Annotated in this window: 19 protein-coding genes; 6 read left to right on the top strand and 13 right to left on the bottom strand. The window is 49.0% G+C overall.

Annotation, left to right across the window (positions count from 1 at the left end; all coding sequences use genetic code 11):
* Positions 1–45: 45 nt before the first annotated feature.
* From ITJ87_RS18595 to ITJ87_RS04580, 4 genes are all read right to left on the bottom strand, one after another.
* Positions 46–306, bottom strand: coding sequence for a hypothetical protein (locus ITJ87_RS18595; RefSeq protein ID WP_226791289.1), 261 nt, complete (start codon positions 304–306; stop codon positions 46–48).
* Between the two features lie 45 nt (positions 307–351).
* The gene (locus tag ITJ87_RS18590; protein WP_227204187.1) at positions 352–642 is read right to left on the bottom strand and encodes a hypothetical protein; all 291 of its coding nucleotides are present in this window, start codon (positions 640–642) and stop codon (positions 352–354) included.
* 6 nt (positions 643–648) lie between these two features.
* Positions 649–957 carry a hypothetical protein gene (locus ITJ87_RS18585; RefSeq protein ID WP_229135081.1) on the bottom strand — a complete coding sequence of 103 codons (309 nt, stop codon included), beginning with the start codon at positions 955–957 and terminating at the stop codon, positions 649–651.
* 609 nt (positions 958–1566) lie between these two features.
* Complete coding sequence (locus tag ITJ87_RS04580) at positions 1567–2055, bottom strand: Dps family protein (RefSeq protein WP_117964316.1); 489 nt, start codon at positions 2053–2055, stop codon at positions 1567–1569.
* A 140-nt stretch (positions 2056–2195) separates the two neighbouring features.
* Here ITJ87_RS04580 and ITJ87_RS04575 point away from each other — a divergent pair, with 140 nt between their 5' ends.
* The 3 genes from ITJ87_RS04575 to ahpF all read left to right on the top strand — a co-directional run bounded on the left by ITJ87_RS04575 (position 2196) and on the right by ahpF (position 5468).
* Positions 2196–3122 carry a hydrogen peroxide-inducible genes activator gene (locus ITJ87_RS04575; RefSeq protein WP_117964317.1) on the top strand — a complete coding sequence of 309 codons (927 nt, stop codon included), beginning with the start codon at positions 2196–2198 and terminating at the stop codon, positions 3120–3122.
* A 117-nt stretch (positions 3123–3239) separates the two neighbouring features.
* Positions 3240–3806: an alkyl hydroperoxide reductase subunit C gene (ahpC, locus tag ITJ87_RS04570; RefSeq protein WP_117599875.1), complete on the top strand. Its 567-nt coding sequence runs from the start codon at positions 3240–3242 to the stop codon at positions 3804–3806.
* Positions 3807–3908: 102 nt separating this feature from the next.
* A complete protein-coding gene (gene ahpF, locus ITJ87_RS04565; protein WP_117964318.1) occupies positions 3909–5468 on the top strand; it encodes an alkyl hydroperoxide reductase subunit F in 1560 nt (519 codons plus the stop codon).
* A gap of 41 nt (positions 5469–5509) precedes the next feature.
* On the opposite strand, the gene ITJ87_RS04560 is transcribed toward ahpF, so the two are convergent.
* The 5 genes from ITJ87_RS04560 to ITJ87_RS04540 form a co-directional block, all read right to left on the bottom strand.
* Positions 5510–7648 carry a S46 family peptidase gene (locus ITJ87_RS04560; protein WP_117964319.1) on the bottom strand — a complete coding sequence of 713 codons (2139 nt, stop codon included), beginning with the start codon at positions 7646–7648 and terminating at the stop codon, positions 5510–5512.
* Positions 7649–7686: 38 nt separating this feature from the next.
* Entirely contained in the window at positions 7687–9048 is a 1362-nt protein-coding gene (locus ITJ87_RS04555) for a TIGR00341 family protein (RefSeq protein ID WP_117599877.1), read from the bottom strand.
* Positions 9049–9080: 32 nt separating this feature from the next.
* Positions 9081–10529, bottom strand: a complete 1449-nt coding sequence (locus ITJ87_RS04550; RefSeq protein ID WP_117964361.1) for a lipopolysaccharide biosynthesis protein — start codon at positions 10527–10529, stop codon at positions 9081–9083.
* Positions 10530–10641: 112 nt separating this feature from the next.
* A complete protein-coding gene (gene ruvB / locus ITJ87_RS04545; RefSeq protein WP_034525480.1) occupies positions 10642–11679 on the bottom strand; it encodes a Holliday junction branch migration DNA helicase RuvB in 1038 nt (345 codons plus the stop codon).
* An 85-nt stretch (positions 11680–11764) separates the two neighbouring features.
* Complete coding sequence (locus ITJ87_RS04540) at positions 11765–12532, bottom strand: DNA alkylation repair protein (RefSeq protein ID WP_117964320.1); 768 nt, start codon at positions 12530–12532, stop codon at positions 11765–11767.
* A gap of 131 nt (positions 12533–12663) precedes the next feature.
* Between ITJ87_RS04540 and ITJ87_RS04535 the strand changes: the two genes are divergently transcribed.
* Genes ITJ87_RS04535 through ybeY form a run of 3 tightly spaced genes read left to right on the top strand, consistent with a single transcriptional unit; the run spans position 12664 to position 15399 of the window.
* The gene (locus ITJ87_RS04535; RefSeq protein WP_117964321.1) at positions 12664–13668 is read left to right on the top strand and encodes a M28 family metallopeptidase; all 1005 of its coding nucleotides are present in this window, start codon (positions 12664–12666) and stop codon (positions 13666–13668) included.
* A 24-nt stretch (positions 13669–13692) separates the two neighbouring features.
* Positions 13693–14925, top strand: a complete 1233-nt coding sequence (locus ITJ87_RS04530; protein ID WP_117964322.1) for a nucleoside recognition domain-containing protein — start codon at positions 13693–13695, stop codon at positions 14923–14925.
* A gap of 60 nt (positions 14926–14985) precedes the next feature.
* On the top strand, positions 14986–15399 hold the full coding sequence (gene ybeY, locus ITJ87_RS04525; protein WP_005826129.1) for an rRNA maturation RNase YbeY: 414 nt from the start codon (positions 14986–14988) through the stop codon (positions 15397–15399).
* Positions 15400–15470: 71 nt separating this feature from the next.
* Here ybeY and ITJ87_RS04520 read toward each other — a convergent pair whose 3' ends face one another.
* The 4 genes from ITJ87_RS04520 to ITJ87_RS04505 form a co-directional block, all read right to left on the bottom strand.
* Complete coding sequence (locus tag ITJ87_RS04520) at positions 15471–15662, bottom strand: hypothetical protein (RefSeq protein WP_226791286.1); 192 nt, start codon at positions 15660–15662, stop codon at positions 15471–15473.
* A gap of 63 nt (positions 15663–15725) precedes the next feature.
* Positions 15726–16862: an aldose epimerase family protein gene (locus ITJ87_RS04515; RefSeq protein WP_005826133.1), complete on the bottom strand. Its 1137-nt coding sequence runs from the start codon at positions 16860–16862 to the stop codon at positions 15726–15728.
* 29 nt (positions 16863–16891) lie between these two features.
* Positions 16892–18922, bottom strand: a complete 2031-nt coding sequence (locus ITJ87_RS04510; RefSeq protein WP_117964323.1) for a hypothetical protein — start codon at positions 18920–18922, stop codon at positions 16892–16894.
* Positions 18923–18954: 32 nt separating this feature from the next.
* A complete protein-coding gene (locus ITJ87_RS04505) occupies positions 18955–21681 on the bottom strand; it encodes an alpha-L-rhamnosidase (RefSeq protein WP_117964324.1) in 2727 nt (908 codons plus the stop codon).
* Position 21682: the final 1 nt, after the last annotated feature.

Raw genomic sequence — 21682 nt, 5'->3', positions numbered from 1 at the left:
TTGACACTCCAATTGTCTTCCGTCCCCCCGGACAAAAGCTTCATCCTATACATCCCCCAGCCATGCGTGATTCCTTCCCACAGCATAGTCAATGTAGGAGAACACCTTTCCCATCGTCAGCGAACATCCCGTCACGTTCTCCAAGCTGTCATTGAACCCAGCAATGCGTTTGTTCAGCAAGCTAAAATCATTGTACAAGCAGATACTGTCCAAAAACAACTTGTGTATTTTAAGGTTCCACCATTGATAGTCGACGACGTAGTGTAGGGCGAAATCGGAACGGAACCCCGTCTTCCGTGTGTCCATATTATATAGCCCACCCACCAGTACCGAACCTCCGAGTCGCTGTCTTCACAAGTTTCCGAAATGATATACCACCCGGACATTGCCCTGATGCGCCTCCTTATCACGTCCAGCGATGTCATAGGCATAACGGCTAGCGGGCAGTTCTGTGTCTCCACCAGTTCCGGAAAGGTCAGCATTCTGGAAATAGGCGAGAGACAACTCCCACCGGTTCTTGCGAAAAAAGTATTTTATCCCCATGTCCGCATCGTCCTCGAGACCGGCATAATAGTTCAGATTGAAAAAATAATTGTTGCCTGTATAAGGCAGGATGCCGAAAGGTACTGTTGTCAACCCCATCTGTAGCTAGTGTGATTTGTTGAAGCTATAACCTATCCAGCCCTCCCTGAGCATCCCGTCTCCCAAAGAGGCGGGATAGAAGCGGTAATCTGCGGCTAAATCGAATTTCTTGTAAGAAGCGTTCACATTCAAGCGGAACACGTCGAAATCGAACTCTTCACCATGTTTCCGGTTTTCGGATTTCCAATCCGAGTAATTGCAGTTGAAACGGAGTGTGCCTCCTATCTTTAATATCGTTTTTTCCTGTGCCGCCAAAGGTGAAACGGCTATTATTGCCCCAAAGAATGGCAATAGCAAACTTTCTTTATATCGCATAAAGTTACGTTTTGACAGGGATATTTGTCCGATACCCCACAATGGTTTATAAAATGATTTCTATAAGCAGGACCTGTGTGATTTTTAAGAAGGGATGAAATTTATCCGATGCGCAAAAAAGAATTTATGTGCTAAAAAACAGTAGATTGGAGCCTGCTATTTTTGCAAATATACGAAAAACAAACGGATATACCAAATTTCATTCAAATTACTGTAAGTTCTCGAACTTAGGGCAAAACGGTCTATCCTGACAAGGTTTGCACCATACCACTTGCATCTATATTCAAGCATCACGAGGAACATCCCGAAAGATGTCCCCCCCGACCGCTTGTGCAAGGCCATGGCTACGTTGCTTTCACATTCACGTCCTCCATGCAGACAGTGCGCACTTGGCTATCGTACGTGAGTGCATGGATGATCTTGCGAAGGTTATCTTTGCGGCAGTTGACGACATGCTCCTGCAAACGTGCCACTCTGATAAGGGTCTTATTATGGTTCGCAGAATCTTTGAATCTAAGGTACAGAACGATAGAAATTAATTATACTCTACAAATAAAACCGGCAGCATCCACTACCGGTTTTATCACTCTATTATCTTTTTACGACTTTTTATTTCGTGCTACTTTTCGTGCTGAATGCAACAAGCATCCAGACCATCTTCTCCTGCTCTTTCAAGTAGCTAGTCATCAAATCTGCTGTCACGTCATCGCCAGCTTCATTTGCCAATTCAATCACTTTTCTTTCTTCGCCAATCAGGTAGCCATATGTCCCGAGGATATGATCTACAGCTTCACTGCCACAAGAGATGTCTGACACTTCCTTCACGTTGGCAACCTTCAGGTATTCACTGAACTTATTTTCGGGCACGCCACCCAGCATCAGGATGCGCTCTGCAATTTCGTCAATCTTCTCGGCGGTATCGTCATACATACTCTCGAACTTCTCGTGCAGCACAAAGAAACTGTGTCCCTTGATGTTCCAGTGCATACCGCGCAGATTGGTGTAATGTACCTGGAAATCGGCCAACAATTGGTGCAATGCCGATGCCACACCAGCCACTTTCTTTTCATTCAAATACAAGTAATCTAAAGTTTTCATAATTCTATTGTTTTAAATATTTATACTATTTTTCTTTGGGGTATTACAAAGATAAGGGGTAAATCAAAACTTGTCAAACAGATAATTTCTATCTTTGCATAGACAAATTCTATACATAACCTTCAAATGCCCTGTTCATCATGACTTTACAACAATTGGAATACATCCTTGCCGTCAACCAGTTCCGCCACTTTGCCAAAGCAGCCGAATATTGCCGCGTGACACAGCCCACCCTCAGTGCCATGATTCAGAAACTGGAAGAGGAACTGGATACCCGGATTTTTGACCGCAGCCAGCAACCGATATGCCCCACTCCCGTCGGTATCCTCATCATAGAACAAGCACAGAAGATATTGGTTCAAGCCAACCGTATAAAGAATATTATAGAAGAAGAAAAACATTCACTGACCGGCACCTTCAAGTTGGGCATACTTCCTACCGTGGCTCCTTACCTCCTGCCTCGCTTCTTTCCTCAACTGATGAAGAAATACCCCGACCTCGACATCCGGGTAATCGAAATGAAAACAAACGACATCAAGAAAGCCCTGCAGACGGGAGAAATAGACGCAGGTATCGTAGCGAGTCTGGCAGGTATGGAAGAGCTGCAGCAGACACCGCTGTTCTATGAACAATTCTTTGTCTACGTGTCGCGCAAAGACATCCTCTTCAACAGCGAGGTAATCCGTACTTCGGACCTGAACGGCGAACAGCTTTGGTTGCTCGACGAGGGTCATTGCTTCCGCGATCAGCTGGTGCGTTTCTGCCAGATGAAGTCGGCACGCGCCAGCCAGCTTGCCTATCACTTGGGCAGCATGGAGACTTTCATGCGCATGGTAGAAAGCGGTAAAGGTGTGACTTTCATCCCCGAACTGGCCGTTCTGCAACTGGGGGATATCCAGAAAGAACTGGTACGCCCCTTCGCCATTCCCTGCCCTACCCGGCAAATCGTGATGCTCACTAACAAGAACTTTATCCGCCATACTCTGCTGGAAGCACTGACTAAAGAGATTAAGTCCTCTATACCTAAGGAAATGCTCTCTCTGAAGGCAACCCAAGCCATTGTATAGATTTTATCTATCGGTCCATAAAACCTTTCAATCAGATTTCTTGTTCTATCGGGAAAAAATGCTATATTTTTGCAACGAGAAAAACAAAGAACTAAACCTATAAAAAAAAGAAAAATTATGGAACCGATTATCAATTCCCAACTTCCTGAATTCAAAGTTCAGGCTTTCCAAAACGGAAATTTCAAAACAGTATCCCACGAAGACGTAAAAGGCAAATGGGCCATTTTCTTCTTCTATCCGGCAGACTTTACCTTCGTATGCCCTACCGAACTGGTGGACATCGCCGAGAAATATGACCAATTCCAGGCAATGGGCGTAGAAGTATATTCTGTAAGTACAGACTCGCACTTCGTGCACAAAGCATGGCACGATGCTTCCGAAAGCATCCGCAAAATCAAGTATCCGATGCTGGCCGACCCGACCGGCGTACTGAGCCGCGCGTTCGGTGTGATGATTGAAGAAGAAGGTATGGCCTATCGCGGTACATTCCTCGTGAATCCCGAAGGTAAAATCAAGATTGCCGAAATACAAGACAACAACATCGGACGCAATGCAGACGAGTTGCTGCGCAAGGTGGAAGCTGCGCAGTTCGTAGCCACACATGACGGTGAAGTCTGCCCGGCCAAGTGGAAAAAGGGAGCCGCAACCTTGAAACCGAGCATTGACCTCGTAGGAAAGATTTAATTCCTAAACGGTGCCAAATGTGTTTCCCACTTTGGCACCGTTAGTTCCAATACGAGAAACCGACGGTACCCTCTCGTCCAACCTTAACAGCCCATATTAATCATGTTAGAAACAAGTATTTTAGATCAAGTGCGGAGCGTATTCCAGCATTTGGAAGCCCGCTATATCTTCCATATCACCTATAATCCGGAACACGAGCAAGCCCAAGAGTTCATCGGGTTCTTGAATAATGTGGCAAGTTGTTCCGAGAAGCTGTCCTGCCTATTGACCGAGACCGACAACCCAGGACTGGAATTCACGTTACTGAAAGAAGGTGTGGAGACCGGCATAAAGTTTCGGGGCATACCCAGTGGACACGAGTTCACCTCTCTCCTGCTTGCCGTACTGAATGCCGATGGAAAGGGGAAAAATCTACCGGACGAAGCCATCAGCCACCGCATCAAGGCCCTGCAAGGCCCCGTCCGCCTGCAAACGTATGTATCACTGACCTGCACCAACTGCCCGGACGTGGTACAAGCCCTGAACATCATCACACTCCTGAATCCGCAAATCACTCATGAGATGGTGGACGGCGCCCTCTATCAGGAGGAAGTGGATGCACTGAAGATTCAAGGCGTGCCGTCTGTCTACGCCAACGGCAAACTGTTGCACGTGGGTCGGGCTTCGCTCGGCGAATTGCTGCAAAAGCTGGAACAGACCTTCGGTAGCGCTCCGCAAACGGACGAAACACCCATACAAAGAGAATTCGACGTATTGGTGCTCGGAGGCGGTCCTGCCGGAGCTTCCGCTGCCATCTACTCAGCCCGTAAAGGACTGCGGGTTGCCATCGTTGCCGAGCGTATCGGTGGGCAGGTGAAAGAGACTGTGGACATCGAAAACCTTATTTCTGTTCCACAAACTACCGGAACAGAGCTTGCCAATGCACTCCGTACCCATATAGAGCACTACCCGATAGAGATTTTCGAGGAGCGGAAGATAGAGAAGGTGGAATTGCAAGGCCGGGAGAAGAGTATCTCCGTTATAGGCGGCGAAGTGTTCACCGCACCGGCAGTGATCATTTCAACGGGTGCCAGCTGGCGCAAACTGAATGTGGAAGGCGAAGCAGAGTACATCGGACGCGGCGTAGCTTTCTGTCCGCATTGCGACGGACCATTCTATCAAGGCAAGCACGTAGCCGTCATCGGTGGAGGCAACTCAGGTATCGAGGCTGCCATCGACTTGGCAGGCATCTGCAAGAAAGTAACCATATTCGAGTTTGCCGATACGCTGAAAGCCGACCAAGTGTTGCAGGAGAAAGCCCGAAATCTGCCAAATGTGGAAATCTTCACCTCGTCGCAGACCACAAAAGTCGATGGAAACGGGGAAAATGTAACTTCCATCCGCATCAAAGACCGTCTTACCGGCGAGGAACGCGACTATCCCTTGGATGGTATCTTCGTACAAATCGGTCTGGCAGCCAACAGTGCCCCATTCCGCGACAGCTTGGAAACGACTCCGGCAGGGGAAATCAAAATCGATACTTTCTGCCGTACGACACTTCGGGGAGTATATGCCGCAGGAGATGTGTCAAATGTTCCTTATAAGCAGATAGTCATCGCTATGGGCGAAGGGGCTAAAGCGGCGCTTTCAGCATTCGACGACCGTATCCGCGGAGTTATTTAGGAAATATCACCCATAAAGAAGCATAGGCAGGGAAGCACACGTTAAGGATTGGCAATCTTCAGCTCTTGAATCAGATTACCTGCCTTTCCATATTTCTCAATCATGAACAACATATAACGCACATCCACCCCGATGGTGCGCTGCATCTTCGGTTCATAAAGGATGTCGCTGCTCATAGCTTCCCAGTTACCATCGAAGGCAAGTCCCAGAAGCTCTCCTCTGGCATTGAACATGGCACTGCCGGAATTGCCTCCCGTAATGTCGTTGTTGGAAATGAAGCAAACGCTCATTTCACCCTTTTCATCGGCATATCTGCCAAAGTCACCGGAGGAAAGGAGGGATACCAATTCGGGCTGCACTTCAAAATCCACATCGCCTGCATGGGCTCTGACTTTCTCCAGAATGCCCATCGTGGTGGTATAATAATCATATTTCACTCCGTCGGACGGGGCATAGCCGCACACAGTGCCAAAACTCAAGCGCATGGTGGAGTTGGCATCGGGATAGAAGTTACGGGATGCGTACATCCGCCGCACGGCAGCATTGAACAAGCGCTCATTCCGCTCGATTTCACCGGAGGCCTGCTGGACCTCCATGTTCATCTCGAATAGTTTTGTAATCAGATCGATACCCAGACTGATGGCAGAGTCGTTATATATCTGATAGGTGGTGTCCTGCTCCAAGAAGCGCTTCAATCCACGGGGCGTGGTCAGCTCCGAACGGGCATAAAGGCTGTTTACATAGGCACGCTCGTTGCCTCCGTATTCTGTTGCAATTGTCTGGTAGAGCTCGGGAAGGTAGGTCGAATCCACTTGGGAACGGTATTCTTTCAGCAGTGCCGCGAACACTTCCTTGTCAATGCCCAAGTCCAGATTGGCATACTTCTCAACGATGGCTTTCAGATTGGCAACCACCGTTTTCTCTTCGCCCTCAAAGTCGAAATTAAGGATGGACAAAGCAAGCTGTATCAGCTCCGGGCCGTTCAGGAAAGACTCGGCAAAGTAAGCCCTGGCGCGATAAGCTTCGCGGCGGCTCTTGTAGTTCAACTCCAAATCAGTGAAAAGGTGCAGCAAGTGTTCCCGTTCCTTTGGGGTCTGCTGTATCCATCGGCGGAGTTCGGTTTCCAAGGCACGCTTCTTATCCAGCACATGCAACTTTTTAATGGTACGGTTCACCCCTATGCTGTTCTTCCAGTAATTGGAGCTTTCGTCATATTTGGAAGCATACTTGATACGGATGCTGTCGCGGCTATCCATTTCACGCTTCCAGATGGCCTGCTTCACACCACGGACATCTATCTGCGCCTGGTTGGTGGTAGTCATCATCTCTTCGATGCCGAAAGAGGAGAGGTAGCGTTCCGTGCTGCCCGGATAGCCCAGCGTCATACAGAAGGAACCTTCACGGTAGCCGTCAAGGGAAATCGGGGCTACATATTCGGGACGGTAGGGAACATTGTCGGGAGAATAATCGGCAGGGCGGTTATGCTTATCGGCATAGATACGGAATACGGAGAAATCACCGGTATGGCGCGGCCATTCCCAGTTGTCAGTGTCCCAGCCGAACTTGCCTACCGAGGAAGGCGGTGCAAACACCAGACGCACGTCATTGTAATCGCGATAAACGGAAAGCCAGAACTCGTTGCCTCCATAGTAAGCATCCACAATGCCTACCAACGTGGAGTCCTTGCGGGAAACTTCTTCGCCGATAACCAGCATCACCGAATCGACCGCACTCGTACGCCCCGCCTCATCCATATCCGGCTTTACCGCCCCAAGCACGCGGCGGGTCACGTCTTCCTGACGTAAAAGGAAACGTACATAAAGTTCCGGATTAGGAAGCTCCTCACTAAGATTATGTGCCACAAAACCATCCTTCAGATAGTCGTGCTCCACAGACGAATGCTGCTGTATGCTGCTGAAACCGCAATGATGATTGGTAAACACCAGCCCGTCCCCGGACACCACCACCCCGGAACAAAAGCCTCCGAAGCTGACTACCGCATCCTTCAGCGACGGGCGTTTCGTATTGTATAGCTTATTAACAGGCATCTGCAAACCCAGCTCTTTCATGGTCCGGCGTGTCTGCTTGTTCAGGTTTCCCAGCATCCACATCCCTTCATCCGCTTGTCCCGGCAGAGAGAGGAGGAAGCAGACGGCTATCAGTATAAATCTTAATTTCATGCCAAATAAGTATATTTCTACCCCCTCGGGGGATGTTGTCATTCCGTAATCAGCCTCAATTGCTTGGCTCCCGTACGTGCCTTGAGCCATTCGGCAATCTTTTCCTTCTCGTGAGCAGCCGGGTGTTTGCCGAACTTCAATACGGCAAGGGTCACTGTATCCACCCGTACCGAATCTACCGTCAGTTCAATCGCATGAGATATTGAGACTGTCTTCACCGATGGATAGAGCACCTTCAACTCGGGAATAATCTTTTTGCCCAATTCATCGAAGGTTTTATATCTTTCCAGATTCTGTTCAAGAGTTTCAATCTGCTGTTTCTGCTCCACCAAGCGCTGCTCGCTGTTCTTGTAGAAATCTTCCATCACCATGGCACGGATGGAAGAAATATCCACCGCTTCGTTGTTCATGCCCTGAAGCACAATCAGCTTGGTGTTATCGAGCTTATAGTCCTTCATCTTACTGCGGGCAATGGCAATGGAAGCTTCGGGCACCTCCTGCCCTATCAACACTACACGTATTTCATGACCCTTGCCGTCATGGTGAATCTTCTTGTCCAATACCTGCGTATTCTCAAAGGAGAGTTGCTCGTTGACAAAGCGGTTGGCGGCACTTTCAAAGAAGGTATCCTGAATGATTCCTACCGTCAGATACACAGCAGGGCACATGGTCAGCACTGCAATCAGGATGATGTATTTGCGCACTTTCTTCTCCCTATTCTTGTCTACAAACTCCTTACGCTGGAAGTGCATCACACGCACCCCTACAAAAGTGGCGAGACTGATAAACACGGAATTGATAAAATAAAGGTAGAATGCGCCGAGGAAGTAAATCAGATTGCCCGTTGCCAGCCCGTAACCTGCCGTACAGAGAGGTGGCATCAGCGCCGTGGCAATGGCAACGCCGGGAATCACATTTCCTTTCTCTTTGGTAGAAAGCGCAGTCACACCTGCCAAGCCGCCCATCAAGGCGATGAATACATCATAAATAGTGGGCGATGTACGTGCCAGCAATTCCGACTGCCCTTCGGCAACGGGGCTGACCAGAAAAAATATGGTAGCCGTAGTCACACTGAACAAAGTGGTTATCAGGAAGCTCTTCAATGAACGTTTCATCAGTTCAAAGTCATTCAGTCCCACGGAAAGCCCCACACCCATAATAGGTCCCATCAGCGGTGAGATGAGCATGGCACCGATAATCACAGCGGTGGAGTTCACATTCAGCCCCAACGAAGCCATGAATATGGCGAATATCAGAATCCAAAGATTGGCTCCCTTGAATTCCACTCCCTTACGGATGGAGTCTACAGTTTCCAGTTCATTGTCCTTGTCTTTACGCAAATCAAGATACTCTTTCAGAAAGGTCTTGACGGCAAAGGAGTTTCTTTTATCAGAATCCATAATATTTACGATTTGACGATTTACGATTGAATTTACTGTTTCCTTATCAGTTTGTTGATGACGGGGATACTGCCGAGAGGCATATCACGCCACACGATGTAGACCACAAAGACCAGCAACAATATAGTTCGGTATGCCATACGCAGGTAGATATTATCTATCGGGACATACTCTGCTGCCAGGTAGAGAACTGCCGCAAGTAATACATAGCCGCCAATGGCTTTCAGGTCATACTGAATGGGATACTTCTTCTGCCCCACGAAGTAAGACAGCAGCATGGCGATGCCGTAACCGCAGAAGCCTGCCCAGGCACAAGCCATATAGCTGTATCGGGGAATCAGAAGTATGTTCATCACTACCAGTACCGTGCAACCTATCAGGGAGAAATAAGCGCCCCAACGCGTCTCGTCAATCAGCTTGTACCAGAAGGAAAGATTGAAGTAGATACCCATAAAGATTTCGGCAGCCATCACGATGGGCACTACCCGCAACCCCGGCCAGTAGTCGCGACCGATAATATGGCGCAGGATGTCCAGATAGAACATGACAGCGAGGAATGCCAGCAGTGTGAAGATGATGAAGAACTTCATGGCTTGCGCATACATCTGCTTGTTGTCCTTGTCCCGGCTCTTCCCGAAGACAAAAGGCTCGTATGCATAGCGGAAGGCTTGTGTAAGCATCGCCATCACCATGGCAATCTTGCTGGCAGCCCCATAAATGCCCAACTGTACGGAAGCTTCCGCCTCATCCGGATAGACAAAAGGAAAAATAATCTTATCCGCCACCTGATTCAGGATACCTGCCAAGCCGAGTACCAGCAACGGCAGACAATAAGCAAGCATCCGCTTCAGCAGTTTTCTGTCCAGCACGTAGGCAAACCCACGCAACTCCGGAATCATGCAAAGCATGATGGTAGAGGTACATATCAGATTGAAAAGGAAGGCATAGCCCACGTCATCCCCTTTCATCCCTACATAATAGAGCAGATTCAGTGCAATGTTCAGGAAGATGAACAGCAGTTTGAGTGCCGCAAACTTAATGGGACGCTTCTTGTAGCGCAAATAAGCGAAAGGAATGCTTTGAATAGCATCCATCGCCACCACAATCATCATCATGCCCACGTACCAGGGATGGTCACCATACTCCAGCCATCCGGCAATGGGGTTGAGGAACAGCAATCCCAATGCAAGAAAGGTAAGCGCCCCCACACTCACACTGAGCAATGTCGTGGAGTACACCCGCATCGGGTCATCCTCTCCTTTATTGGCAAAGCGGAAGAAACCGGTCTCCATGCCGCACGTCAACAACACCAGCATGAGCGCCACCCACGCATATACATTCGTCACTACGCCATAGCCTCCGCTCTGTGCGGACATCGCCATGGTATATACGGGCACCAGCAGGTAATTGAGGAAACGCCCCACAATGCTGCTCAACCCATAAATGGCAGTTTCTTTTGCCAATGATTTTAATCCGGCCACTTCTTTAATGGTTGTTATGAACACAAAGGCACGGAGGCACAGAGTTTTTTAGGATAAGAGGAAAGAGAGACTTTATGTCTCCGCATCTCTGTATTCGTTTTCTTAAAATGAATCACTCGTCGCCAAACAAGGTACGCTGGCTACTATAGAGGCTTCGCCCCAGATGCTTGTAGGCAAGCTCCGTCACTTCACGCCCACGGGGAGTGCGTTTCAGGAAACCTTCTTTTATCAGGAACGGTTCATAGACTTCCTCTATCGTACCTGCATCTTCGCCCAAAGCAGTGGCGATGGTAGTCAATCCCACCGGACCGCCTTTGAACTTGTCGATGATGGTACAGAGTATCTTATTGTCTATCTCGTCCAGACCATACTTGTCGATATTCAGAGCCTCAAGGGCAAACTGTGCGATTTCCGTATCGATACTCCCCGAACCTTTCACTTGGGCAAAATCGCGTACACGCCGTAGCAATGCATTGGCAATACGCGGTGTGCCACGGCTGCGGCTCGCAATCTCGGCGGCAGCCCTTACGGAGCAGGGTACATCGAGAATGCCGGACGAACGACGTATAATGCCGCTCAACACATCATCATCGTAATATTCCAGATGCAGGTTGATACCGAAACGGGCACGCAACGGAGCTGTCAACAGACCGCTACGCGTGGTAGCTCCCACCAGCGTGAAAGGATTCAAATCAATCTGTATGCTTCGGGCAGAAGGGCCTTTGTCTATCATGATGTCTATGCGGTAGTCCTCCATGGCTGAGTACAGATATTCCTCCACTACGGGGCTCAACCGGTGTATTTCGTCGATGAAAAGTACATCATTGGGCTCCAGGCTGGTAAGCACTCCCGCCAAATCCCCCGGCTTGTCGAGTACCGGACCGGAAGTTATCTTGAAACCTACGCCCAGTTCGTTGGCTATGATATTGCTGAGTGTTGTTTTTCCCAATCCGGGAGGGCCGTGAAGCAACACATGGTCCAGCGCCTCGCCACGCAGGCGGGCAGCTTTCACAAATATGCGCAGATTGTCCACCACCTTGTCCTGCCCGCTGAAATCCTCAAAATTCAACGGACGGAGAGCGTTCTCGAAATCACGTTCTCGGCTGGTGACGGGCTGCTGGTTGCGTATATCAAAATCTTCTTGTTCCATTCCAGATTCCTTTGTTTTCTGCAAAATAACTAATTTATTTTGAGATAAGCGATAGAAGGAATGATAAAACACTGCCTCTCGTCCATCAACGCTTCATGAACTCCTTCCGCTCCTCGTCCGAAAACTTCTCTATCGCATAGCGCAACATGGTACGGGGCATCGTCCTGCAATGCTTCTCCAAGAATTGCACCAGCAAGTCCTTGTCCCGCTTACCCATCTCCCGGAGCATCCATCCTACCGCCTTTTGCATCAAGTCATGCTTATGATGGAGCAGCCGTTCCGAAAGGGCTAATATATCGATGAAATCACCATTTTTGATAAGAGTATAGGTAGATACCACAGCAATGCGCTGGTCCCAAAGCAGCGGACTATCCGCCAGCCGGTAGAGGTCTTTACGAAGTTTGTCTTTCAAATATTCGCCCACAATGCCGGGGGCAGACAAATCGACCAAATCCCAATTATTGATACGGCCCGTTTGCGAAAGGTAAAAGTCATAAATCTCCTTTTTCCCCTTTTCATCGCTCTTTTTGAATCGCTCCACCAACATCAGCAAGGCACAAAGGCGACACTCGTGCCATTCACTCTGAAGCAAGGTTGCCATTACCCCAAAAGGTTCGTGCTTGTGCTGCTTTGCCACCTGCCGGGTGTTGGGTACCACCACTCCCAGAAACTTATCCCCCTCGCCATACTGCCCCTTTCCGGTCTTGAAGAAACGGGGAAGATACTCCCTTTTCACCGGGTCGATATACGCCTCCAATTCCTGCTGAATCTGTACCGAGATGCACGCCACTTCTTCTGCCGAAAGCACACGTTCGCACAAGACGGTTTCCACTGCTTCATTCTTCTTTTTCATCCTTCTCTCATTTGATTTACACGGATTTGAATTCATCCACCAATGGACAAAAATATAACATTTATATAGAAACTATGGAAAGTTATCTTTAATTTTGCAACCGGTATGTCCAATCCTTAAAACCGTACGACATGTATAAAGCTGTTTTGGGAGCAATCTGCTGCCTTTCTTTCGCACTATCCTTACATGCACAATCTCCACAAGAAAAGGGGTTGCAAAGCATCAGCCGCACTTCGGCCGAGGCTATTGTCGGCTTTCTGGCCGACGATGAGCTGCAAGGACGCGAAGCAGGCATGCACGGTTCACGACTGGCTGCCCGCTATCTGGCATCCTGCCTGAAAGAAGCCGGCATTGCCCCGCTGGAAAAGGACAATTATTATCAACCCTTCGAGGCATACAACAAGGAGCGCCAGCAACGGGGACAGTGGCAAGTGCATCCCGACTCCATCGCCATCCTCGAACAAGGCACCCACCGCATCCTGCAGATGAGCAATGTATTGGGAACCATCCCGGGAGAACGACTGGATGAATATGTCATCGTAGGTGCCCACTTCGACCACCTGGGTACGGACGAGACGCTGGCAAACGACCGGATATACAACGGTGCGGACGACAATGCCTCCGGTGTCTCTGCCGTCCTGCAGATAGCCCGTGCATTTCTTGCCACCGGGCAGAGGCCTCTGCGCACGGTCATCTTTGCCTTTTGGGACGGAGAAGAAAAGGGATTGCTCGGCTCCAAATACTTTGTACAAAGCTGTCCTTTCATCAGCCAGGTGAAAGGTTATCTCAATTTCGACATGATAGGACGCAACAACAAACCCGAACAGCCTCAGCACGTGGTGTACTTCTATACCGCCGCCCACCCCGTATTCGGCGACTGGCTGAAGCAGGACATTGCACGCTATAACCTGCAATTGCAACCGGACTACCGCGCCTGGGACCGCCCCACGGGAGGAAGTGACAATGCTTCTTTTGCCCTGCGCAACATCCCCATCATCTGGTACCACACAGACGGACATCCCGACTACCACCAGCCTTCGGACCACACCGACTGGCTGAACTGGGAAAAAATGATAGAAATAACCAAAGCAGCTTTCCTCAACGCCTGGAATCTTGCCAACGAAAACAAATATTAATCCATTAGGACAAAGTAACGATACATGGTTTTAAATTACATCTGGGTAGCATTCTTCGTCATCGCATTCATCGTGGCCCTCTGCAAACTCATCTTTATGGGTGATGTGGAGATATTCACAGAACTCGTCAACTCCACCTTCTCCTCTTCCAAGACAGCTTTTGAAATATCCCTGGGACTGACAGGAATACTCGCCCTCTGGCTCGGCGTGATGAAAATAGGCGAAAACAGCGGCATGATCAATGCCCTCTCCCGTTGGCTGAGTCCGGTATTCTGCCGTCTCTTTCCCGAAATACCGAAAGGACATCCTGCCATGGGCTCCATTTTCATGAATCTCTCTGCCAACATGCTGGGGCTGGACAATGCCGCTACTCCAATGGGGCTGAAAGCCATGAAGGAACTTCAGGAACTAAACCCGAAAAAGGACACTGCCACCAATCCGATGGTCATGTTCCTTGTCCTCAACACCTCGGGACTGATACTTATCCCCGTCAGCATCATGATGTATCGCTCGCAGATGGGTGCCGCCCAACCCACGGACATCTTTATCCCCACACTGATAACGACTGCCATCTCGACCATTGTCGGTGTCATTGCCGTCAGCATTGCACAACGCATCAACCTGCTGAACAAGCCCATACTTATCCTGATTGGCTGCATCAGTCTTTTCTTTGCCGCACTCATTTATCTGTTCACACAGATTAGCCGTGATGAAATGGGTGTATATTCCACTTTAATTGCCAACATACTGCTGTTCTCCATCATCCTGCTGTTCATCCTCTGGGGGCTATGGAAGAAAATCAATGTATACGATGCCTTTATAGAAGGAGCCAAAGAAGGCTTCACCACTGCCATACGCATCATCCCTTATCTGGTTGCTTTTCTCGTTGGAATCGCCGTTTTCCGCACTTCCGGCGCCATGGATATACTGGTGAACGGTATCGGTTATGTAGTAGGACTATTCAGTGTAGATACCAGCTTTGTAGGTGCCCTACCCACTGCCCTGATGAAGTCACTGAGCGGCAGCGGTGCCAACGGACTGATGATTGACACCATGAAACAGTATGGCGCCGATTCATTTGTAGGACGCATGAGTTGCGTGGCACGTGGCGCTTCGGACACCACATTCTATATTCTTGCTGTGTATTTCGGCAGCGTAGGTATCACCAAAACGAGGAATGCCGTGACGTGTGGGCTGATTGCCGATTTCTCCGGCATCATTGCAGCGATTATTATCAGTTATATGTTCTTCTTCTAAAGAAACTGTCTTAATCACAGGAATGTAATTTCAATCGTAAATCGTAAAATTGTAAATAAAATGATTAGTTATCAGACAGACGGCGTTGAAATGCCCTCCATCAAGAAGCGTGAAACAACGGAATGGATAAAATCCGTAGCCGCCACTTACGGAAAAAGAGTCGGTGAAATAGCCTATATCTTCTGCTCGGACGAGAAGATACTCGAAGTGAACCGCCAATATCTGCAACACGATTATTACACAGATATCATCACTTTCGACTACTGTGAAGGCAACCGCCTTAGCGGTGACCTCTTCATCAGCCTCGATACCGTACGCACCAATGCGGAACAGTTCGCCGATAACAACTACGAACGTGAACTGTACCGGGTCATCATCCACGGCATCCTCCACCTTTGCGGAATCAATGACAAAGGGCCGGGAGAACGGGAGATTATGGAGGAGGCGGAGAATAAGGCGCTGGCGATGCGGTAATTCCAAAGAATAAAAACTCTGTCTTGATAAAGTGCTGATTTTACCAAGACAGAGTATTTAAGGAAAACAAGTTACTTTGCCAACACAACGACAACTAACGGGTGATATTTGTCTGTTCCTGATTCGATGCGGGCATCCACACCATCTATAGTTACTCTAATAAGTTCAACACTGCCATAACCATCATTATACTTCCAATGGGAAATGATGGAATGTTCCTCTCCGTCACCAAAGATATAGGGACAAACAAACGTACGCCTCAATACTTCAGGCTTCTTGTCATATTTATATCCATCCCATAAAGGCAGGCTATGCCTGCCTTATATTTATTTCTTCACCGAGAAGCGATAAATGCAATGGCTGTCATACTTCTCTCCCGGCTTCAGCAATGCAGAAGGCCATTCCGGCTTGTTGGGCGTATCGGGATACTTTTGAGTCTCCAGACAGACAGAAGCACGATGACCGTACACAATACCTTTCTTTCCGGTCAGTGTGCCATCCAGGAAGTTACCGGCATAAATCTGAATGCCCGGTTCGTTGGTATAGACATCAAGCACAATACCCGTTGAGGGAGATTCGAGGGTGGCACACGGGCGGGTGACATCGCCCTTCGTATTGAGTACCCAGTTGTGGTCATAGCCCTTGCCGTTCTTCAACTGCTCAAAGTCATTGTCGATACGGGCGCCAACAGCAGTAGGAGTGCGGAAATCCATATCCGTACCTTCTACGGAAACAATCTCACCGGTAGTCATGAAGGTACTGTCCACGGGGGTATAAGCATCTGCATCAATAGTGAGCAGATAATCCGAATTGGACTTGGAGGGGTCACCGTCCAGGTTAAAGTAAGAATGGTTCGTCATATTGACAACAGTGGTACGGTCCGTTTCGGCACTGTAACGAATGTCGATGGCATCGTCATCTGTCAGCGAGAAAGTGACCTTGCAGGTCAGGTTACCCGGGAAGCCCTCCTCTCCGTCTTTCGACAGATAAGTCAACTCCAGAACCTGACTGCTCAACTGGCGGGCATCGAACACTTGATATTGGTATCCCTTGGGACCTCCATGCAGGCAATGACCGTAATTGTTGCGCGGCAGCTGATACTCTACCCCATCCACTGTAATCTTACCCTGGTTGATACGGTTGGCATAACGTCCGATGGTAGCGCCGAAATCCGAAGGGAACTTGATGTAGTCCTGAATGGAATCGAAGCCCAGCACCACATCACGCATAACGCCATCCTTGTCTGGCACCATCACTGATACAATACGTCCGCCGAAATTCGTAATACAAACTTCCATACCATTCTTATTCTTCAAAACAAACAAGTCTGTCTGCTTGCCATCCACTTCCGTACGGAAGTTGGCAGGTTCCAGTCCAGAAGCAGTCTTTTCACTCGCCTGCTTGCCCGTGCAAGCCGATGCCAATAGCATCACGCTTGCCAACAAAGTCATCATCTTATTCATAAATACAATATTGGTTACTGTTTAGACTATCATTTTTTCAACAAGAACTGCTCCGCACGTCCCGGAGTGAACAGCTCCCACAAAGAAGCGACCGTCCAGCCCGGAGCGAAGATATTGTTGTAATATCCCTTTCCGTTACGTCCGTAATCCCAATTGGTATGCTGCACCACTTCCGGGTAATAGCCTACTTTGGCAATGCCGCACATGTGTCCTTCATATGGCAGTAACTGGCGCATGGAAGTGGAAATCACCTCGGCAAAGTCAGAGAAGCGCGGCTCGTTGTACTCCTTGGAGAGCCAATGCAGCACATCGGCAAATTCGAAGATAAATACATCGATATGGTTATTCTCTACCGACACATTTCCCCAACCACGGGTTTTCAAGCCGATATCTCCCAGCATCTGACCTTCGGCAAAAGGAACATCCCAAGTATAATACCACGACAAAGCAAAATAAGCGGCTTTCTTCGCCAGACCGGCATAGTGCGCACGCTCTTCTCCTTTGGTAACCAAAGCCAGATAATAAGCAGCCGTAGCAGCATACAAGGAGGCTTCCTTGTCCTCGCAGTTGGCATCCAGCGTAGAAGAGAAATAATCGGCTTTGGATATCAGTTCCTTCTCCAGATAGTCTACCGTACGCTTGGCGCTTGCCAGATAACGTTTGTCCTTGAAATACTTGGACGCCATCACCAAAGGCAATGTTGCCGAAGGCGTGCTACCGCCGCTGGCATCCACGACAGAGAAATCATCCTTGAACTTGCGCGGGAAGCTGCCGTCCTCGTTCTGCAACTTGAGGAAGCTGTCCAGCATGCCCTTGATGCGTTTCTCCCATTCGGGGTGTTTACGCTTCTGCTGTTTCTCGTAGTTCAAATAGTTCAAGATGGCATACACTCCCTCGGACTGACGGCGGATGCTATGTCTGGTTTCCTTGAAGCCGCGGTTGTAGTGTACCACTTCGTTGAAGAAACCGGCAGGCGAAAAACCGTTCTGGAGATAAGTGTCAAAGATATGGTTGGCATTGTCCACCAGGTCTTGGCGGTTCTGCTGTTTGCCATACTCCAAAGCATTGAAAGCGTTCAGCAATGTACGTCCCACAAAGCCCACTTCGGCAACATCGGTATTGGCACAAGTAGCAGTCTCCAACTCTACACCGGAATAATAATGAGTGGGGGTATTGCCAACATAGCTTTCCACGAAGAAGTTGCTCATCACCTCCTTCATGCGGTCTACCGTGTAAGGTGTGTCAACCGGTTTCGGACGGTTAGTGTCATAACAATACTCCCAGGTGCGCTGTACGCATTCCGAAAAATCGGCAGCATTCCTTTCGGACACCTCCCAAGTCATGGAGATGCTGTCACCCTTACGAAGCAACTGGAAAGCCTCAACGGCAGGAGCCAGCGTCAATTTGCGGATATATGTCTTCGGTGCTTCCTTATAGGGGAAACCGTATGCCAAGACAGTCATACCATCCACATTGCAGAAACCGGTATATCCGATGGAAGTCTCACCGGACAAGATTACCTCTCCCTCCTTATGAGTGGTCAAAGCTTCCTTATCGAACTTGTCAATACGGATAACCGACATGGACGTACCACTTGCCGGATTGAAAGCTGCCGTCAGCGGAGTGCTCAAACGGTCCTCACGCACCAGCCAACTGTCCGATGTGTGGAAAGAAGGAGCTTCCTTCGGCGAACGCAGGTTGCGGCGATACCAGAAGCCCGGCATGTAGAACTGGCAGTCCGAATGCTTGTAACCGGTCTTTATCTGTTCCCCGTAGTTGAAATACACATTTTCCAGTGCCTTGAGTGTGACGGTAATGCGCAGTTTGCCATCCTTGTCCACCACCTGGCGGATGATGTCCAATGGCAACGTTTCCGAAGCCCGGCAGCTGTACATACCATCCTGCATCTTCTGCAAGGCCAGCGGATATTGCTTGGCATCATTCCCCGGCACTTTCAAGGAAATAGAAGCAGAGATGTCTTCCGGAGCAGCATTTGCCGCTCCTGCACCCGTAATGCCCGTAAAGAGCATTATCCCCAAAAACAATCTTTTTAGTCTCATAGTTACATCTGTTTTATTGTTGTTAGAAAATATCATTCAGACATGAATACATACTTGCCGGAGCCCAATTCGACTACCAGCTTACCGTCAGCCTCCTCCACGGAATGAATCCCCGCCTGACCGGCATCTACCTGTACATGGAAGTCAAGCGGCAGCTTGATCGTAGCGGTTGTATTGGCGGGAATCTCAACGTTCCACTCCAGCTTATTGCCGTCACGTTTCCAGGAACTCCCTATCCTGCCATAAGGCGATACATGCGAAGCATTCACATAATTCAGTTTTTCCGGGAATACCGGTTCCATCAGAATCTGCTTGAACCCGACGGAAGCGGGAGCATTTTTTATACCGGCAAGATCCTCATAGAACCATATCAGCAGGTCTCCCAAAAGCATCACATGGTTTCTTGAATTCATCGCCGGATTTGCCGTGTCACCATTCCATAATTCCCAAATGGTGGTTGCACCCTTCTTAATCATGTAACCCCATGAGGGATAAGTGTCATTGGTCACTATCTTATAGGCAAGTTCCAGTCCGCCGTACTCGGTAAGTCCGCGCATCAGATGCTGGATGCCAAGCACACCGGCACTGACATGTCCCTTACAGTCTTTTTCCGTCTTCTCCACGACATTGGCAAATACTTTATCTTCATATCCATCGGGAACCAGACCCAGTCTGAGGGAAAGCAGGTTTGCCGTCACCGTATTGTTGTCATACTGTGCAGTCTCAGTATTGAAGAATTTCTTGTTATAAGCGTCCTTGACCTTAATGGCAAGTGCTGCATACTCTTCAGCATCTGCCGGAAGTCCGTTCATTTGCGCGAACTTCTCCATCAGTTGCAGAATACTGTAAAACACCGTTGTACTCAACACTTCACCGTTCGTCTTACGGGCAGGGTCCTCCGAATGAATCAGCTCCGGCGACTCGGGAGGCATGCACCAATCCCCGTATTCATCCTTCACCAGAATATAGTCCTTCATTTTGGTCTCCGTCATGTGGTTTACCCAGCGCTTCATGGACGAATAGCGCTCTTTGATGGAGCTATCATCGCCAAACTGGCGGTAAAGCATGTCGGCTACGTAAAAATAGGCAGCCGGCCAAGTTACGTCATCATGGAAGATGGTCCAGTAACGGGGAGATACCACAGAGATACTTCCATTTTCATTCATGGACTCTTCTATATCCACCAGCCACTTCTTATACATCAAGGCATTGCCGAAAATGAAACTTTCACCATAGGCACCGGTAGTGCGGTCGCCCAGCCATCCAAGACGTTCATCACGCTGGGGGCAGTCGGTAGGCATACCGCGATAGTTTCCACGGATTCCCCAATAGGCATTCTTGTGAATTCTGTTAATCAACTCCTCGGAAGTCTCGAACGTACCGTTCGTTGCCATTTCATCATACACCACCTTACCGATGAAATCATCCGCTGCCGGTTCATAGTCCAAACCGGATATTTCCATAAAACGGAAACCATGGTAAACAAACAGCGGTTCCCAAACAAACTCACCGTCAGCGGCAGGAGTATAAATATCCGTGACAAGGGCACTGCGCAGGTTGTCAAGATACAGTTCCGTACCATTGTCCTTCAGCACTTCGGCAAAACGCATAGTAATGGGCTTGTCCTTCTTGCCACGCAGTTTCACCTGCTGTATTCCTACCATATTCTGCCCCATATCCACGATATATCTTCCATCACCTACCGATTTAACGGATATTGGCTTTATCTCCTCCATCACCTTCAGACTCGGAGAGAGCTGTGCCACAAGTTTTCCTTTGGGAGCCTCCATCCGTTCGGCCAACTGCCATCCGGAATCATTATAGCCGCTTTCCGTCCATTTACCCAATTCCAAGCGGGCATCGTAATGTTCACCGTCAAATTCGTTGTTCGCAGTTATAGGACCGTGGTTCGTCGCTTTCCAGGAATCATCGCTGACTACCGACACCGTCTCACCATTGTCGTACTCTATATTCAACTGCGCCATGAGGCGAGGTAAGCCAAAGCCTACCATCCCATTGGCACGCATGGAAAGATAGCGGCCGTTGCCCAGAGCCACGCCTATCGTATTGGTACCGGACTTCAACAAGGGGGTGACATCATAGGTCAGATAAGATACAGAAGCATCGTACCAGGTAGGCAAAGGACCGAATACATCGTTTCCAATCCTCTCGCCATTCATATAGCATACGGAAGAGCCTACTCCCGAAACATAAAGGACTGCACGCTTCGGCTGTGACGGCAAATCAAACTCCTTCCTCAGATAACGTGCCGGAAGGATGGTCCGTTCACCGTCCAGTTCCAAGTTTGTACTGTCGTTCAGTCCAATCCAGCCGGCTTTCCAGTCCGAACTGTCCAGCAAGGACATTGACCAGTGCCGGACATTGCTTTGCGCTTTGTCACCGGTATTTGTCCATACCGTGACACGCCAATAATATTTCTGTCCCGACTCCAAAGGCGCCCCTGCATATTTCACCAGCACCGACTGGTCGGACTCCACACGACCACTGTTCCATACCAGCCCGGCCCCGGTCTGCAAACTCTTTTCCGAATCTGCCACTTCAATCTGATAAGCAGTCTGCATCACATCCTGCTTGCCGGTTGCCAACTGCCATGAGAAACGGGGAGCAAACGAAGCTACTCCTTCGGGATTATCCCGCATTTCGACGGTAGGTTCCACTATTTCCAAGGCACCTCCATTCGATGTTTTACAGCCCATCATAAGCAAGGCCAACAAGGATACTAAAATAAAATTCTTCATA

Source organism: Bacteroides sp. HF-162 (assembly GCF_015679285.1).
Lineage (GTDB): Bacteria > Bacteroidota > Bacteroidia > Bacteroidales > Bacteroidaceae > Bacteroides > Bacteroides uniformis.
The sequence above is the reverse complement of the archived record's forward strand: the minus strand, read 5'-3'. Positions and strand labels throughout refer to the sequence as shown.

Coding starts and splice junctions, on each gene's coding strand:
- ruvB (WP_034525480.1), bottom strand. CDS start 11,679: ATGGAACAAGAAGATTTTGATATACGCAACCAGCAGCCCGTCACCAGC.
- ITJ87_RS04540 (WP_117964320.1), bottom strand. CDS start 12,532: ATGAAAAAGAAGAATGAAGCAGTGGAAACCGTCTTGTGCGAACGTGTG.
- ITJ87_RS18585 (WP_229135081.1), bottom strand. CDS start 957: ATGCGATATAAAGAAAGTTTGCTATTGCCATTCTTTGGGGCAATAATA.
- ITJ87_RS04535 (WP_117964321.1), top strand. CDS start 12,664: ATGTATAAAGCTGTTTTGGGAGCAATCTGCTGCCTTTCTTTCGCACTA.
- ahpF (WP_117964318.1), top strand. CDS start 3,909: ATGTTAGAAACAAGTATTTTAGATCAAGTGCGGAGCGTATTCCAGCAT.
- ITJ87_RS18590 (WP_227204187.1), bottom strand. CDS start 642: ATGGGGTTGACAACAGTACCTTTCGGCATCCTGCCTTATACAGGCAAC.
- ITJ87_RS04530 (WP_117964322.1), top strand. CDS start 13,693: ATGGTTTTAAATTACATCTGGGTAGCATTCTTCGTCATCGCATTCATC.
- ITJ87_RS04555 (WP_117599877.1), bottom strand. CDS start 9,048: ATGGATTCTGATAAAAGAAACTCCTTTGCCGTCAAGACCTTTCTGAAA.
- ITJ87_RS04505 (WP_117964324.1), bottom strand. CDS start 21,681: ATGAAGAATTTTATTTTAGTATCCTTGTTGGCCTTGCTTATGATGGGC.
- ahpC (WP_117599875.1), top strand. CDS start 3,240: ATGGAACCGATTATCAATTCCCAACTTCCTGAATTCAAAGTTCAGGCT.
- ITJ87_RS18595 (WP_226791289.1), bottom strand. CDS start 306: ATGGACACACGGAAGACGGGGTTCCGTTCCGATTTCGCCCTACACTAC.
- ITJ87_RS04560 (WP_117964319.1), bottom strand. CDS start 7,648: ATGAAATTAAGATTTATACTGATAGCCGTCTGCTTCCTCCTCTCTCTG.
- ITJ87_RS04515 (WP_005826133.1), bottom strand. CDS start 16,862: ATGAATAAGATGATGACTTTGTTGGCAAGCGTGATGCTATTGGCATCG.
- ITJ87_RS04510 (WP_117964323.1), bottom strand. CDS start 18,922: ATGAGACTAAAAAGATTGTTTTTGGGGATAATGCTCTTTACGGGCATT.
- ITJ87_RS04575 (WP_117964317.1), top strand. CDS start 2,196: ATGACTTTACAACAATTGGAATACATCCTTGCCGTCAACCAGTTCCGC.
- ybeY (WP_005826129.1), top strand. CDS start 14,986: ATGATTAGTTATCAGACAGACGGCGTTGAAATGCCCTCCATCAAGAAG.
- ITJ87_RS04580 (WP_117964316.1), bottom strand. CDS start 2,055: ATGAAAACTTTAGATTACTTGTATTTGAATGAAAAGAAAGTGGCTGGT.